General features: G+C 43.8%; 13 protein-coding genes. 11 read left to right on the plus strand and 2 right to left on the minus strand.

Annotated elements, in window-relative coordinates:
* Positions 1 to 4: 4 nt before the first annotated feature.
* Positions 5 to 1,396, minus strand: coding sequence for a photosystem II reaction center protein CP43 (psbC, locus tag V7K62_RS08685; RefSeq protein ID WP_334863525.1), 1,392 nt, complete (start codon positions 1,394 to 1,396; stop codon positions 5 to 7).
* Complete coding sequence (psbD, locus tag V7K62_RS08690; RefSeq protein ID WP_012409998.1) at positions 1,380 to 2,435, minus strand: photosystem II D2 protein (photosystem q(a) protein); 1,056 nt, start codon at positions 2,433 to 2,435, stop codon at positions 1,380 to 1,382. Before psbD ends, psbC begins: the two co-directional genes overlap by 17 nt.
* 925 nt (positions 2,436 to 3,360) lie before the next feature.
* On the opposite strand from psbD, the gene V7K62_RS08695 reads away from it, so the two are divergent.
* From V7K62_RS08695 to minE, 11 genes are all read left to right on the plus strand, one after another.
* Positions 3,361 to 3,930, plus strand: coding sequence for a photosystem I assembly protein Ycf4 (locus V7K62_RS08695; protein WP_334863526.1), 570 nt, complete (start codon positions 3,361 to 3,363; stop codon positions 3,928 to 3,930).
* 112 nt (positions 3,931 to 4,042) lie between these two features.
* Positions 4,043 to 4,843, plus strand: coding sequence for a peptidylprolyl isomerase (locus V7K62_RS08700; protein ID WP_334863527.1), 801 nt, complete (start codon positions 4,043 to 4,045; stop codon positions 4,841 to 4,843).
* A gap of 75 nt (positions 4,844 to 4,918) precedes the next feature.
* Positions 4,919 to 6,064, plus strand: coding sequence for a beta-ketoacyl-ACP synthase (locus V7K62_RS08705; RefSeq protein ID WP_334863594.1), 1,146 nt, complete (start codon positions 4,919 to 4,921; stop codon positions 6,062 to 6,064).
* Between the two features lie 230 nt (positions 6,065 to 6,294).
* Positions 6,295 to 7,584, plus strand: coding sequence for a Glu/Leu/Phe/Val family dehydrogenase (locus tag V7K62_RS08710; protein ID WP_334863528.1), 1,290 nt, complete (start codon positions 6,295 to 6,297; stop codon positions 7,582 to 7,584).
* Positions 7,585 to 8,095: 511 nt separating this feature from the next.
* A complete protein-coding gene (locus tag V7K62_RS08715; protein WP_334863529.1) occupies positions 8,096 to 9,829 on the plus strand; it encodes a tetratricopeptide repeat protein in 1,734 nt (577 codons plus the stop codon).
* 570 nt (positions 9,830 to 10,399) lie between these two features.
* Positions 10,400 to 10,915 carry a DUF29 domain-containing protein gene (locus V7K62_RS08720; RefSeq protein WP_334863530.1) on the plus strand — a complete coding sequence of 172 codons (516 nt, stop codon included), beginning with the start codon at positions 10,400 to 10,402 and terminating at the stop codon, positions 10,913 to 10,915.
* Between the two features lie 40 nt (positions 10,916 to 10,955).
* A complete protein-coding gene (locus tag V7K62_RS08725) occupies positions 10,956 to 11,618 on the plus strand; it encodes a hypothetical protein (protein WP_334863531.1) in 663 nt (220 codons plus the stop codon).
* Between the two features lie 56 nt (positions 11,619 to 11,674).
* Positions 11,675 to 12,997 carry a four-carbon acid sugar kinase family protein gene (locus V7K62_RS08730; protein WP_334863532.1) on the plus strand — a complete coding sequence of 441 codons (1,323 nt, stop codon included), beginning with the start codon at positions 11,675 to 11,677 and terminating at the stop codon, positions 12,995 to 12,997.
* 165 nt (positions 12,998 to 13,162) lie between these two features.
* Positions 13,163 to 14,203, plus strand: coding sequence for a septum site-determining protein MinC (gene minC / locus V7K62_RS08735; protein ID WP_334863533.1), 1,041 nt, complete (start codon positions 13,163 to 13,165; stop codon positions 14,201 to 14,203).
* A 172-nt stretch (positions 14,204 to 14,375) separates the two neighbouring features.
* Positions 14,376 to 15,182: a septum site-determining protein MinD gene (gene minD, locus V7K62_RS08740; protein WP_179067073.1), complete on the plus strand. Its 807-nt coding sequence runs from the start codon at positions 14,376 to 14,378 to the stop codon at positions 15,180 to 15,182.
* A 36-nt stretch (positions 15,183 to 15,218) separates the two neighbouring features.
* On the plus strand, positions 15,219 to 15,509 hold the full coding sequence (gene minE, locus V7K62_RS08745) for a cell division topological specificity factor MinE (RefSeq protein WP_334863534.1): 291 nt from the start codon (positions 15,219 to 15,221) through the stop codon (positions 15,507 to 15,509).
* Positions 15,510 to 16,075: the final 566 nt, after the last annotated feature.

Consider the following 16,075-nt stretch of genomic DNA (forward strand, 5'->3'; position numbering starts at 1 on the left):
CAACCTAATCTAGGTCGTTCATAAACATCACTGGCTCAGTATCACGGTTAATTCCTTTCTCAAAACCACCAGCCGCAGCCCGTGCGCGACCAGCGTGCCACAAGTGACCAACTAGGAAGAAGAATCCTAGTACGAAGTGAGAAGTTGCCAACCAAGCACGAGGAGATACGTAGTTGAAGGAGTTAATTTCGGTAGCCACACCACCCACAGAGTTCAGAGAACCCAGAGGAGCGTGGGTCATGTATTCAGCAGCGCGACGAGCTTGCCAAGGCTGAATATCATTCTTGATTTTTTCCAAGTCAAGACCATTGGGGCCACGTAGAGGCTCCAACCAAGGGCCGCGGAAATCCCAGAAGCGCATGGTTTCACCACCGAAGATGATTTCACCAGTTGGAGAGCGCATCAGGTATTTACCTAGACCAGTGGGGCCTTGGGCAGAACCGACGTTAGCACCCAAGCGTTGGTCACGAATCAAGAAGGTCAAAGCCTGAGCTTGAGAAGCTTCTGGGCCGGTAGGGCCAAAAAATTCGCTGGGATAAACGGTGTTGTTGAACCAAACAAAGATTGAGGCAATGAAGCCCATCAGTGAAAGAGCGCCCAAGCTGTAGGAAAGGTAAGCCTCACCAGACCAGATGGATGCACGACGTGACCAAGCAAAAGGCTTGGTAAGAATGTGGAAAATACCACCAGCAATTAAGATCAAGGCAACCCAAATGTGACCACCGACCACATCTTCTAAGTTATCGACGCTGACAATCCAGCCTTCCCCACCAAAGGGAGACTTGATTACATAACCGAAGATAACTGCTGGGTTCAATGTCGGATTGGTAATAATCCGAACATCACCACCGCCTGGTGCCCAGGTGTCATACAGACCACCAAAGAACATCGCCTTCAGCACCAACAGCAGCGCACCGATTCCCAAAATAATCAGGTGGAAGCCGATGATGTTGGTCATCTTGTTCTTGTCTTTCCAGTCGTAACCAAAGAAAGAGGAGTATTCTTCTAAGGTTTCTGGGCCACGCACGGCATGATAGATACCGCCAAAGCCAAGGACGGCTGAGGAAATTAGATGGAGTACACCGACAACAAAGTAAGGGAAGGTGTCGATGACTTCACCACCAGCACCAACACCCCAACCCTGAGCGGCGAGGTGAGGTAACAGGATCAAGCCTTGCTCATACATGGGCTTTTCAGGAATGAAGTGAGCGACTTCAAACAAAGTCATCGCTCCAGCCCAGAATACAATCAAACCAGCGTGGGCAACGTGAGCGCCCAGCAGTTTACCAGATAGGTTGATTAAACGTGCGTTACCAGACCACCAAGCAAATCCAGTGGATTCTTGGTCGCGTCCAGCACCGCCTAAGATATTTGGTCTATTAGAGAGCGTTACCACGTGGTAATACCTCCTCAGGGAATACAAATTGTTCGTGGGGTTGATCTTGAGGAGCCATCCAAGCGCGGATACCCTCGTTCAGCAAAATGTTTTTGGTATAGAAGGTTTCAAACTCTGGGTCTTCCGCCGCCCGTAATTCTTGGGAGACGAAATCATAAGCCCGCAGGTTGAGTGCTAAACCGACGATGCCGACGGCGCTCATCCACAAACCTGTGACTGGCACGAACAACATGAAGAAGTGCAACCAGCGCTTGTTAGAGAAAGCAATCCCGAAAATCTGTGACCAGAAACGGTTTGCCGTCACCATTGAGTAGGTTTCTTCCGACTGGGTGGGATTGAAGGCGCGGAAGGTGTTAGCACCATCACCGTCTTCAAACAAGGTATTTTCGACTGTCGCTCCATGAATGGCGCACAATAAAGCACCACCCAATACACCCGCAACACCCATCATGTGGAAGGGGTTGAGTGTCCAGTTGTGGAAGCCTTGCAGGAATAGCAGGAATCGGAAAATTGCCGCTACGCCAAAGCTGGGTGCAAAGAACCAGCTTGATTGTCCCAAGGGGTACATCAGGAATACGCTGACGAATACTGCAATCGGGGCAGAGAAGGCGAGGGCGTTGTAAGGACGGATACCTACTAGACGCGCAATTTCAAATTGCCGCAACATGAAGCCAATCAAACCGAAGGCTCCGTGTAGGGCCACAAATGGCCACAAGCCACCCAATTGGAACCAACGGGTGAGGTCGCCTTGGGCTTCTGGGCCCCACAACAGCAATAGGGAATGTCCCATGCTGTCGGCGGGGGTGGATACTGCCACTGTCAGGAAGTTAGCACCTTCTAGGTAGGAGGAGGCTAATCCGTGGGTGTACCAAGAGGTGACGAAGGTTGTGCCGGTCAGCCAACCGCCTAGTGCTAGGAAGGCGCAGGGAAATAATAGTATCCCTGACCAACCTACGAATACGAAGCGATCGCGCTTGAGCCAGTCGTCTAGAACGTCAAACCACCCTCTACTGGGGGCACGTCCAACTGCGATGGTCATCGGGCTAAAATCCTCTTTTTTTACTAAAATTGCAAACGTTTATAAGGCAATACGGAGAGCCAGTGTAACCGACTGCCGTGAGGAATTAACGTTTTTTTGACAATCTTAACTGCTTTTAAGCAACTGAGATTCTGAGAGCTTGCCGACTTGTGAAGTCACGATTTCTCAGGGTTATGCCATTACACGTACCATCGGCTAGTAATCTAGCTTGTGGTAACTTAATGATTCTTAATTTATCACACTAGTAAGGGTTTTTGCCTGATACACAGAAGCAAATCAGGTATGAAACACGAACCTTATAAATAATATGAATATCAGAATTTTTACAATTTGACACAACTTTTCTCAGAAATCTAAAAAAAATTAATGCAAATCGACGTATCTAGATAACTTATTCCTAAGAGGTCAAAAAGAGTCAGGGAGAGGGAAACAGGAGAGAAAGGGAGCAGAAGGGCAGGGGAGAAAAAATTTTTATCAGCCATTTAGTGATAAAGATAGTTAAGACAGGCCCTAAGAAATTATATCGGTAGCAGGAATATGCAGGGGCGTAGTTGAGTTTTTGTCAACGATGTTTGGTAAAATATGGATGGTCACTTCGCCGCCACGATCGCTGATACACCTCTGGAAAATCTATGTGAAACGTTGAATAACGGGAAAGGAAGTTGGCACATCTTGACTAATACAAATAGCCTACGTGGTTTGTCCCATAGTGCAAGTAAGCCAGCATCATCCGGGACAGTTAAGATTTGTAGGGTACAGGGTCAAGAATTCATAGTCTGCGGTGGGGTATCCCGTGGACTTAAAACATAGCTCTCCGTGCCTCCTAAGCAATAGCCGGATTGGCACAGAAAGCCACCACTCTATGCAATAAGCATTCAGTGTGCGAGTATGTCACAGCGAGTATCTCACGGACAATGGTAGTTCAATGACGACATCAACAACGATTAACAAAGGCGATCGCCTCCTGCATCAAAATGTTCTCGGTTCTCGTCGGTTCAGTAACTACTGGTGGGCAACTATCGTTACCTTGGGAGCAAGCGGCTTTTTATTGGCTGGGATATCCAGTTATTTAAAAGTTAATTTACTCATAGTTTCCGATCCCACTCAACTGGTATTCGTCCCCCAAGGATTGGTGATGGGGTTATATGGTACTGCTGGCTTGCTATTAGCCACATACCTGTGGCTAGTTATTTTATTGGATGTTGGAGGCGGTTACAACGAATTTAATCAGGAAACTGGCGCAATCAAAATCTTCCGTTGGGGGTTTCCTGGCAAAAACCGCCAAATTCAGATTGATAGCCGCATAGAAGATGTGCAATCTGTACTAATAGACGTAAAAGAAGGTCTTAATCCCCGTCGCGCCCTCTATTTACGCATTAAGGGACGGCGAGATATACCCTTAACACGGGTTGGACAACCCTTATCTTTAACAGAGTTGGAAACAGAAGGCGCAAAGTTAGCCCGCTTTTTGGGAGTGTCATTAGAAGGACTTTAAGGGAGTGGACAGTGGACAGTGGACAGTGGACAACTAACTGTCAACTATCAACTGCCCCATGCCCAATGCTCCTCGAAACGATAAGATACTCTGGTAAAATCGGTAACAGGCAATGCGGTTAAAAATTTCACAATTTTTGCTTTCTCTTGTGCTTATCAGTGCCTTGATGTTGGGAGGATGTTCAACACAGCAAGTCACTTCTAATACGTCTTCTCCAACCTCGACAGCAGCCTCGGCCACAAGCGAGGCAAGCACCAAGACAACTACTGAAGCAACATCTGTATCTCAAACTAGTAGTGAGAGTATTCCGGGACTGGCAGATTTACCAAGACTCGAAGGCAAGGCTACTGTGGTAATCACGGTTAAAGGTTCGCCGATTACTATCGAAGTAGACGGCACTGATGCCCCGATTACAGCTGGCAACTTCGTAGATTTAGTGCAAAAGGGTGTGTACGATGGTTTAGCTTTCCATCGAGTTGTGCGCGAACCCCAACCGTTTGTAGTTCAAGGGGGCGATCCCCAAAGCAAAGACCCGAAAGTTTCTCTAGATAGACTAGGAACAGGTAGTTATATTGACCCCAAAACTGGAAATGCTCGTTATATACCTTTAGAAGTTAAGGCAAAAGGTTCAGATACTCCGATTTACAATAAACCATTTGATGCTACTGCTCAAGCCGTTGTATTGCCCCATAAGCAGGGTGCAGTAGCGATGGCGCGATCGCAATCACCAGATTCTGCTTCTGCTCAGTTTTACTTTGCTTTAGCCGAACTAGCCTTCTTAGATGGTAACTACGCCGTGTTTGGCAATGTCACTCAAGGCTTTGATGTAGTAAACAAAATTCAGCAAGGCGATCGCATTGACTCCGCTAAAGTCACCCAAGGTGCTGAAAATCTGAAAACGCCTGGACAGTAGGAGAAATCAATTCAAAATTCAAAATGAAGAATTGAATGTTTGAATAGCGAAAGATTCCTCACCCCGAAATTCAAATTGGTTAAGGTTTGTGTTACTGGTATTGGTTTAATTTCCGCCTTGGGTGGAAGCTTAGAGGATAGTTGGCGAAATTTAATCGCAGGTAAATCTGGAATTCGGTTACATCAACCATTTCCAGAACTTATACCACTTCCTCTAGGTTTGATTGCTCAACAACCATCTGAGTTGACAATGTTAACTCAGATGGTTGTTGCTTCTGCTTTGCAAGATTCTGGGTTAGTTCCAGATGCAGCTGATTGTGCTGTAGTCATTGGATCGAGTCGCTCTTATCAAGCGTCTTGGGAAATCCTGGCGCGGCAAATGCATAGTGACGCGGAAAATTTTCCCGTTTCCTCTTTTGGAAATTGGCTAAATACATTACCTCATATAAATGCGATCGCAGCTGCAAGGCAAATCGGTGCATCGGGGATAGTTTTGGCACCAATGGCAGCTTGTGCTACTGGAATTTGGTCTATTGCCCAAGCAGCTTTACTTATCCAAACTGGGCAATGTCAACAAGCGATCGCAGGTGCAGTGGAAGCACCAATTACACCCTTAACTTTAGCTGGATTTCAGCAGATGGGTGCTTTGGCTAAAACTGGGGCTTATCCCTTTGATTTGCATCGGGAAGGCTTAGTGTTGGGCGAAGGCGCGGCTGTGTTTGTCTTAGAATCAGCAGAGTTGGCAAAGCAGCGTCAAGCAAAAGTTTATGGTGAAATTCTCGGTTTTGGCTTAACTAACGATGCATATCATAGTAATTCACCAGAACCTGAAGGCAAAAGTGCGATCGCTGCCATCAAGCAATGTCTAGAACGTAGTTGTCTAGTACCAAGCGATATCGATTATATTCATGCTCATGGTACAGCTACTCAGCTAAATGACCAGATGGAGAGTATGATAATCCAGCGTTTGTTTCCCCAAGGGGTGGCGGTTAGTTCCACCAAGGGAAGCACAGGGCATACATTAGGAGCTTCGGGAGCTTTAGGTGTAGCTTTTTCTCTCATGGCATTAAAGCATCAAATATTACCACCTTGTGTAGGATTGCAGCAGCCAGAATTTGATTTAGATATCGTTACAGCCGCACGCCTAAGTAAAATTAGGCAGGTATTATGTTTGAGTTTTGGCTTTGGTGGACAGAATGCCGCGATCGCATTGGCAAGGTAAAAACTTTGGGGTTTAACTATCTGACCAACATAATATATAAATTTTGATTAAGGGGCGCACATCTGTGCGCCCCTACGATCGGTCATATTTGAATCCTTTGTACATATCAGAATACAAAATATAAAACTGTAACAAAAACTACAAAATGCTTGTTTATTCCGAAAAAAAGGATAAGCTTAGGTACAGATGATATCCGGTTCGCAAAGATACCGTGATTAGGAGAAAATTTTATGATTTCAAAATCCTTGTTGCTGTCAGAACCTGCTTCTCCAGCGCATATATGCCCATTTGACCAAGCCTGTAGCTACTTAGAGGCGGCAGCTAAAGAATTAAATTTAAATCAGGGTTTGCTGGAAATTCTCAGCCACCCGCGTAAAGTTGTCACGGTTTCCATTCCTGTGAAACTAGATGATGGGGAAATACAGGTTCTCGCTGGACACCGGGTACAGCACTCTGATGTCTTAGGCCCATACAAGGGCGGAATTCGTTACCATCCAGCTGTGACATTGCGCGAAGTATCCGCTCTCGCAATGCTGATGACCTGGAAATGTGCCTTGTTAGGTATTCCTTACGGTGGTGGTAAGGGTGGCATTGCTATAGATCCCAAACGCTACAGTGTTGGCGAATTAGAGCGAATCAGCCGCCGTTATATCAGCGAGTTGATTAAAGATATTGGGCCTGCCGTAGATATTCCTGCGCCAGATATGGGTACTTCTGCCCGTGAGATGGCTTGGATGATGGACACTTACTCTGTGAATGTTGGTCATGCTGTACCAGGAGTTGTAACTGGAAAGCCCCTTTCTATTGGTGGTTCTCTGGGACGAGAAATGGCAACCGGACGTGGCGTGATGATTATTGTACGTGAGGCACTAGCAGATCAAGGTAAATCTTTGGCAGGAATGCGAGTAGCTATTCAGGGTTTCGGTAACGTCGGCTGTGCCGCAGCGGAATTACTATATGAAGCAGGCGCGAAAATTATCGCCGTTTCAACGGGTGCTGGGGGAGTATTTTCCGAAATTGGTCTTGATATTCCCAAGTTGAAAGTCTATGCGGCTGAAAATCGCAAGAGTATGGTGGGTTTCCCGCAATCTGTACCAATTAGCAATGCAGATTTATTAACTTTACCCTGTGATATCTTAATACCAGCAGCTTTAGAAAACCAGATCACTGAAGAAAATGTGAATCAGGTGCAGGCGCAGATTGTGGCAGAAGCTGCTAACGGGCCGGTTACTCTTGAGGCTAACTTGGCGTTAGAGGCGCGGGGAGTGATAGTACTACCCGATATTTTGGCCAATGCTGGCGGTGTAGTAGTCAGTTATTTAGAGTGGGTGCAGGGTCTTTCTTACGTATTTTGGGATGAGGAGCGTGTCAACCGCGAAATGGAACATTTGATGGTACAAGCTTACCATCGGGTGATTCACCAGTCGAAGGTACGGCAAATTTCTTTAAGGTTAGCAGCTTACACTTTAGGGGTGGGTAGAGTGGCTCAGGCGCTGACTGACAGAGGTCTTTATCCTTAATTGTTGATAGCGACAATTGAATTTATGAGAGAGAATAAATCATCAGTGGGCAAAAGTTTAGGCGATCGCTCACTGATGATTTCTCTATTACAGCAGAATTCAAGTATTTGAACCACATCTGTCGTAAGGGCACAGCAATGCTCATTGGTGTCAACTGAAGCTGAAACTCCTTTAAAACCTCGTTTCTAGCCTCTAGCTAGAAATGCTGCTCCTTGAGGCTCCGCCAGCAAGAGAGGCGGAGCCTCAAGGACGAGCATTCCCAGTCTGAGACTGGGAACGAGCAATGCTGTGCCCCTACCGCGTGGTTTAAGCTAAAAAACATCTAATTTGCATAATCGAATTCGAGATAACTCTTGTGGGGTGGGCAACATGAGCGCCCAGCTTATGTAATTTAAATATGGAACCTGAAAATAGCTGTAAGTCAGTATTATTTACGCCGCTATACTTAAATTTGTTGTGAAAGCCAATACGATCAAAAATTAACCAGGATTTTTACGAGATATCTATAAATATGAATATGTGGCTAGTAATAGCTTTTATCTGTTTTGGTTGGATATTGTCTTTATGTTTGCATGAGTTTGGTCATGCAATAGCAGCATATTGGGGTGGTGATACTTCTGTCAAAGATAAGGGGTATTTGACATTGAACCCACTCAAATATACCGAACCGAGTTTGAGTTTGATGATGCCGTTATTTTTTCTCCTCATTGGCGGTATTGCTCTACCTGGGGGAGCAGTTTATATTAATCACAGTCGATTACGCGATCGCAAATGGAAAAGTGCGGTTTCGGCTGCTGGCCCAATTGCCAATTTGATTCTAGCTTACCTGCTATCATTGCCTTTTCAATTGGGTTGGGATTCTTTAGCTCTCGAAAATCCAAATTCAGTTTTATTTGCTTTGATTACTGCCCTAACTTATATAATTTCCCTAAATATCTATGTCGTTTTGATTAATTTATTACCTATTCCTGGCCTAGATGGTTATGGAATTATCGAGCCGTGGCTGCCAAAAGCGATTCAACAGCAAATCAATAAGGTTGCTAAATATGGAATTTGGATATTGATTGGTTTATTATGGTTTGCCAGACCTTTTAATCAATTTTTATGGAATTTCACTCATACAATTAGCGAATATCTTCATCTCCCAGAAAATTTAACTGTTTTCGCGAATGCAATATTTAGAGAGAATTCGCGGTATTTAGTTATCGGATTAGTTTTAGTTTTATGGATATTTAGAGATCAAAACCAAGAGTTACAAAGACAAGCTGATAAATTAGTCTCATCGCGACAATATGAGCAGGCGATCGCTTGCTATGACAAAATAATTAAAAATAAACCCAAAAATGCTGATGCTTGGTATTGGCGAGGTTATGCGCTTTATTCTTTAAACAAACATGATGAAGCGATCGCCTCCTACGATCGAGTAATTAAAATTCAACCAGACTACGTTAATGCTTGGTATTTACGCGGTTATTCCCTTTATTTTTTGCAAAGATATGTAGAAGCAGTTGATTCCTATAAAAAAGCTTTAGAAATCAAATCTGATGATTCAAAAACTTGGTACTATCAGGGCATTGCTCTTACAGATTTAGGACGCAATGAAGAAGCTTTAGCAGCATATAAACAAGCGATCGCCATTCAGTTAGATTTTTATCAAGCTTGGTATAAACAAGGCGAAACCTTGGCAAAATTACAGCGTTATGAACAAGCGATCGTAGCCTACGATAAAGTAATAGAAATTAGACCAGAAGATAGCAATACTTGGTGGTTACGAGGACAAGCTTTAGCAGCACAGCAAAATTATCAAGCAGCCGTAGACTCATATAATCGGGCAATTACTATCTATTCTGACTTTTATGGTTTCTGGTTAGATCGTGGGAATGCACTCTATTTTTTACAACAATATGAAGATGCGATCGCCTCTTACGAAAAAGTTATTCAATTAAAACCAGATAACATCAATGGTTGGAATTACAAAGGTGTCAGCTTGATAAAATTACAACGTTATGAAGAGGCATTAGTTGTCTATAATCAAGCAATTGAAATTAAATCTGACGATGCTGATTACTGGTATAACAAAGCCTGTTGTTACGCACTACAAAACAATGTAACTCTAGCAATACAAAATCTACAACAATCAATCAAACTTGAATCAAATAGATTGGAACTTGCTAAAATTGATCCTGATTTTGATGCTATTAGAGAACATGAGATGTTCCAGATTTTAGTTGACGAATATAGTTAGTAGAAAATAGACGCTATTGCATCCCAATTTACTATAGTAGTTTTTGATTTTTGAAATGCACGTAGTGGACTGTCTAGGTTTTAATAGTGCATTAGACGTAGACGTAGGTTGGGTGGAGGCTTTGCGTAACCCAACATATATCAGGATGTTGGGTTGCGCTCCGCTCCACCCAACAAAGCAATTTTTTGCAACATTAGACCTCTTGCAAAAGTCCCAAACACCCCACCCCCAACCCCTCCCCGCTTGCGGGGAGGGGTTGGGGGTGGGGTTCTTAATTTTTGATTTATGCAAGAAGTCTATTAAAGCCATGACAGTTCACTACAAGACTACCGAGATTTTTTCAGAAATCAAATATGATTCCTATATAGTAGTTTTTGAGACTATATTGCTTGTGCGAGGCGATCGCTCCAAAACAACTAATACTGATTGTCTTTGATGATGGTGTCACATCGGGGTAGTTTTATTTTTGTGAAGGTAAAACTATTGAGCTATAGTCAGAGATTACAGGCAATTTTGGGTAGAAGCTCAATTGAGCTAAATTAAAAAACATACTAGGAATTCGGCTAGTGTATGGTGAAACCAATAATCCAATCAGTAACTCAAACCTTATACGACCAAGATTATTACCTGTGGCTGAGGACAACCATAAACCAACTTCGCACTGGACAGTTTTCTGCTGTTGATTTAGATAATTTGTTAGAAGAATTAGAAACTATAGGTAGAAGGGAGAAGCGAACAATTGAAAGTTTATTAATTAAGCTTCTTCAACATCTACTAAAACTCAAGTTTTGGGATGACGAACGAGAACGTAATCAAGGACATTGGAAAGGGGAAATCAGGACTTTTCGTAGAGAGATTAAAAAAGCTCTGAAAGATAGTCCTAGCTTGAAACCTTACATTTTAGAAATATTTGATGAATGTTATCAAGATGCAAGAACAGAAGCAAGCGATGCCTACGGCGGTAAACTACGCTCTCAACTTGCCATTGACATATTTCCCTTTATACCCATTTGTTCTAAAGAACCAATTTTAGATGAAAACTGGTTTCCCGAATATAACCACAATCATCACGGTAAACCCGATTAAAATGAATACGCAACTGGGGTTTTCATAGGAGTGTGCAGCCGTGCAGCCGGACTTAATAGGCTTGGAAATTAGTAAGGGGGAACTAAGACGTTTGACTGGGTTCGATCCAGAAGACGTTTTTCGACCCTCAGTTTTGCGAGATGGCAAAAAGCGATTAGGGTTTTTTATCAATGAAATGCTGGTGACGCTGGCGCTAACGCCAATAATTGTGGGCTTTGTTTACGCGTTTATTATTCTGCCAACAATTGGTTCTTCAATTCGACTAGGAATTCTTTTACTAATTTTAGTGCCAATGCCGATATTAGTGGGGCGATGGCTGTGGCGACAATTAACCTGTCCCGAAGGACTGACAATACTTTTAGATGAAGTTGATAAATATCATGACCTGGTTGCTGCCATCGATATCAATGACCAATTGGCAGCATCAGGAAACGTAGAAAGCAGTATTCACGACCGAGATAAAGTCACCAATGCCCTACAACTGATTAGAGAAGATTTAGTCCGCGCTCTGAAAACGGAACGAATTTTGCGAGATAATAAAAAACTGCTTGCGAATAATCAAGAGTTATTTGTGAATAATTTACCCAGTCTGCAAGCTTTACAAGTTAGTAGTCAAGCAGGCGAATATGCTCAACTGCTAAATCAATCATTGCAAATTGCGATCGATGTCCAAGCAGAAATCAGAAAATTGCAGAAAGGCTGAGTAGAGATTACCTCTGTTGATGAATTTCCCAAAAAACAATCGCCCCGTTGAGTTAAATGAGCAACAAACCCAAAATAATTGTCCTGGATGATGATCCTACAGGTTCTCAAACAGTCCACAGCTGCTTGCTGCTAATGCACTGGGATGTGGACACTTTACGCAGCGGGTTGCAGGATGATTCACCGATTTTCTTTGTGCTGACTAATACTAGATCGCTAACGCCAGAGTCAGCTGCATCTGTCATCAAAGAAGTCTGTCAAAACCTGAAAATCGCTTTGAATACAGAAGGAATTGACGATTTTCTGATTGTCAGCCGTTCTGATTCTACCTTGCGGGGACATTATCCGATTGAAACTGATGCGATCGCACAAGAACTCGGCCCCTTTGATGCTCATTTTCTCGTACCAGCATTTTTTGACGGCGGACGCATCACCCGCGACAGCGTGCATTACTTGATTATTGACGGTGTAACCACCCCAGTCCATGAAACTGAATTTGCCCGTGATTCAGTCTTTAGCTACGATCACAGTTACTTACCCAAGTATGTTGAAGAAAAGACTCAAGGACGAATTAGTGCCGAAGTTGTAGAAAGGTTTCTCCTGGCCGATATTCGCGCTGGTAGTTTGGAACGATTGTTACAACTTCATGGTAATCAGTGCGCTGTCGTTGATGGTGAAACTCAAGCCGATCTCAACCGCTTTGCAGTGGATATATTAGCAGCCGCCAGTCAAGGGAAACGCTTTCTATTTCGCAGTGCAGCAAGTATTTTAACGGCTTTAGCTGCTTTACCTCCCCAACCGATTGCCGCCGAAAACATGGCGCAGTACGTGCGACAAGGCAAAGCAGGTGCTGTAATTGTTGGTTCCCATGTGAAAAAGACTACTGAGCAATTAGAGGCGCTATTGCAACTAGAGGGAACTGTGGGAATCGAAGTAAATGTAGCGCGATTACTTGATCATCCAAATCAATCTGCGGCATTGCTAACTGAAATCCAAGAAAGTACACGGGCAGCACACGAAGCTGGCAAAACACCAGTAGTTTATACTAGCCGTCAGGAACTAAATTTTAAAGATGTCAAGACACGATTGGAGTTTGGAGAAAAAGTTTCAGGTTTATTGATGGATATTGTGCGCGGTTTACCATCTGATATAGGATTCTTAATCAGCAAGGGTGGTATTACTTCAAACGATGTCTTGAGTACTGGACTAGCTTTAACTTCAGCCCGTTTACTCGGTCAAATTTTAGCTGGTTGTTCAATGGTGTTAACGTCATCCGATCATCCCCAGTTTCCTGATTTGCCTGTGGTGCTGTTTCCAGGTAATGTCGGCGATGCTGATGCCTTGGGGACAGTTTATCAGAGGTTGACCATGCCAATTTGAGATTTGAGATTTTAGATTAAAGAGTATTTTGGTTAATGTCGGACTAATATCCCGCTACGCCAACACCCCTTGTGAGTGACATAAATCCAAAATCCAAGTTGCGCTGTCAGCGCACCAAAGGTGCGACCCAAAATTTAAAATCTGTTGTCTTTTGGCTAGTACTGCATGACTTCTGATTCTGCGATTCCCAATCTAAAGTCAAATTCTGCACTTCCTAATGCAGAATCAAACTCTATCCTTTCTGAGGTAGAGGCAAATTCTACTATTTCTGATGTAGAGTCAGATTCTATCCTCCCGGATGCTGAGTTAAAATCTGTCCTCCTTTATTTAAAATCAAATACTGTCCTTGGGGGTGTAGAGTCAAATCCTGCTAAACCAGATGTAGAGTCAAATACTGATGCGCCATCAGATTTTATCCTGACTGATTTAAATCCCAATGAGTTAGTATTACCAGGGCATCGCGTAAATGATAATACTCAAGTCCAGTTAAAAAGTAAGGAGGGACGACTGTTATTAATTTTGCCCTCGGAATCTCAAGTATCTGCCTCAGAACTCACTTGGTCTGATATTTGGCAACAAATAAGGCAACGTCTGAGTGCAGGCGATCGCTTCCGTATATCTAATACACCTGTGCATTTTATGGCACAAGACCGCCTAGTAGATGCCAGACAACTCCAAGAACTCGCCGAGGCTTTGAGTGATGTCCAACTCCGGCTCATATCTGTCTCGACGAGTCGTCGGCAAACTGCGATCGCCGCCGTAACATCTGGGTATTCTGTAGAACAATTGCAGCCCGTAACTTCCCTGAGTTCCGAGCCAACAGCTACAGCCATACCCCAAGCAGATGCCCTCTATCTAGAAATGACAGTCCGCTCTGGAGTGGAAATTCGTCATCCGGGGACAGTAATTCTCTTGGGAGATTTAAATCCAGGTGGTATTGTAATTGCAGATGGAGATATTATTATCTGGGGTCGCCTACGTGGAATTGCTCATGCTGGGGCTGGAGGCAATCGTGAGTGTCTGATTATGGCCTTGCAAATGGAACCAACCCAACTGCGGATCGCAGATGCTGTAGCGAGGGCACCAGAAAAACCGCCAATGCAATTTTCTCCAGAAGTGGCACATATTACGCCCCAAGGAATTCGCATCGCTAGGGCTACTGATTTTTCCAGACACCAATTCACCAAGAGCAATCAAGAGCCATAAATATTTACTTAAAGAATGAAGTATATAAGTAAGGATGAAATAAAACAAATATTCATGCCTGACCCTCATCAGGGAGAACAGATATTTCTTCATACTTGATACGATACTTCATACTTTATACTGCAATTTACTGTTTTATATTTTCTGAACCCTCATTGACCGCATTTCTATCATGACTCGCATTATTGTGATTACCTCCGGCAAAGGAGGAGTGGGTAAAACCACAGTTTCAGCAAATTTGGGCATGGCTTTAGCCAAAATGGGGCGTCAAGTTGCCTTGGTTGATGCAGATTTTGGTCTGAGAAATTTGGATTTGCTGTTAGGGCTGGAAAACCGCATCGTTTATACTGCGGTGGAAGTCTTAGCCAGAGAGTGCCGTTTAGAACAAGCCTTGGTGAAAGATAAGCGCCAACCTAATCTCGTACTCTTGCCGGCTGCCCAAAATCGCTCCAAAGATGCAGTCACACCTGAACAGATGAAGTTATTGGTGAATGCACTAGCGCAAAAATATCAGTACGTGATTATTGATAGCCCTGCCGGGATTGAAAATGGGTTTAAAAATGCGATCGGCCCAGCAAAAGAAGCGCTAGTAGTCAGCACACCAGAAATTTCCTCAGTTCGTGATGCTGACCGGGTAGTGGGGTTACTAGAAGCACAAGGTATCAAGCGTGTTCATTTAATAATTAACCGCATCAGACCCGCAATGGTGCAGGCAAATGATATGATGTCAGTGCAAGATGTTCAGGAACTTCTCGCCATTCCCCTGATCGGGGTAATCCCTGACGACGAGCGTGTTATTGTATCTACCAATCGCGGCGAACCCTTAGTTTTAGCGGAAAATCCCTCTTTAGCTGCCACAGCCTTTGAGAACATTGCTCGTAGATTAGAAGGGGAAAGTGTCGAATTTCTGGAGATCGACCCATCCCAAGACAGCATCTTCGCCCGTCTACGAAGGTTGTTGTGGACAAAGATTGTTTAACTTACTTTTCTAGTCTCCGCCCCAGACCTATTCGTAATGATTGAACTTCTAGAAAAACTTTTTTCTCGCGGCCCTGATAGCAGTCGAACTCAAGTTAAACGTCGCCTGCAATTGGTGATTGCTCACGATCGCGCTGACTTAGATCCTCAAACGTTGGAAAAAATGCGCCAAGAAATCCTAGATGTCGTCTGTCGCTATGTCGAAATTGAGACAGAGGGCTTGGAGTTCTCTTTAGAAAGCAACCAACGAACCACAGCTTTAATTGCTAATTTGCCCATCCGCCGGGTGAAAGGTGTCATACCTGAGTGGGAAAGGGGTGATAAATAAGTCTTTATTAATTTTAATCTTAGAGGATGTTTTAAAAGTCGATGCTGGTCAAAAATTATAAAAGTTCCGTTTTTACTTGTAAATTGAATTAAGTACATTCTCGCTTAACCTGTACAGACTTTCTGTACAGGTTGATGCTTTGATCGTAACATAACAGACTTTCACGTCCGGTTCTGAAGCCAAGTCGGAAGGGCGACCTTCCGGCTTAGGTCAACGGAGTATCAAACAGTGCCAAAAAAAATCCCGTTGTCAGCAGTGACGACAACGGGAGTAATAAGATTTTTAACGAGTCGCGGAAGTCCCCACCTTCTCTACGAGACGCTACGCGAACAATGTACTCATAAGGTGGGGATTGTGAGCGGGGGATGAGGATTACATCTGGAATTGATTTTTTGCTTATGTAAAAACAAATTCTGGATGTATGACGAATCCCCAGGATTTTCTGGTAAGATAGGTGATGTCTTGACCATCAATGCCACAAGCGAAAACCAAGCTAATAGGTATATGTCGCATCGCCCTTGGCGTCTCCCCTTGGGAGAAGAGAAAGATTTGGGTCTTGGGAACCA

The sequence above is a fragment of the Nostoc sp. genome (assembly GCF_036917935.1).
In the GTDB taxonomy this organism is placed as follows: Bacteria; Cyanobacteriota; Cyanobacteriia; order Cyanobacteriales; family Nostocaceae; genus Nostoc.

Excerpts from the sequence above, each read along its gene's own strand:
- psbD (WP_012409998.1), bottom strand. The coding sequence starts at position 2,435 with ATGACCATCGCAGTTGGACGTGCCCCCAGTAGAGGGTGGTTTGACGTT.
- V7K62_RS08695 (WP_334863526.1), top strand. The coding sequence starts at position 3,361 with ATGACGACATCAACAACGATTAACAAAGGCGATCGCCTCCTGCATCAA.
- V7K62_RS08700 (WP_334863527.1), top strand. The coding sequence starts at position 4,043 with ATGCGGTTAAAAATTTCACAATTTTTGCTTTCTCTTGTGCTTATCAGT.
- V7K62_RS08710 (WP_334863528.1), top strand. The coding sequence starts at position 6,295 with ATGATTTCAAAATCCTTGTTGCTGTCAGAACCTGCTTCTCCAGCGCAT.
- V7K62_RS08715 (WP_334863529.1), top strand. The coding sequence starts at position 8,096 with ATGAATATGTGGCTAGTAATAGCTTTTATCTGTTTTGGTTGGATATTG.
- V7K62_RS08720 (WP_334863530.1), top strand. The coding sequence starts at position 10,400 with ATGGTGAAACCAATAATCCAATCAGTAACTCAAACCTTATACGACCAA.
- V7K62_RS08730 (WP_334863532.1), top strand. The coding sequence starts at position 11,675 with ATGAGCAACAAACCCAAAATAATTGTCCTGGATGATGATCCTACAGGT.
- minC (WP_334863533.1), top strand. The coding sequence starts at position 13,163 with ATGACTTCTGATTCTGCGATTCCCAATCTAAAGTCAAATTCTGCACTT.
- minD (WP_179067073.1), top strand. The coding sequence starts at position 14,376 with ATGACTCGCATTATTGTGATTACCTCCGGCAAAGGAGGAGTGGGTAAA.
- minE (WP_334863534.1), top strand. The coding sequence starts at position 15,219 with ATGATTGAACTTCTAGAAAAACTTTTTTCTCGCGGCCCTGATAGCAGT.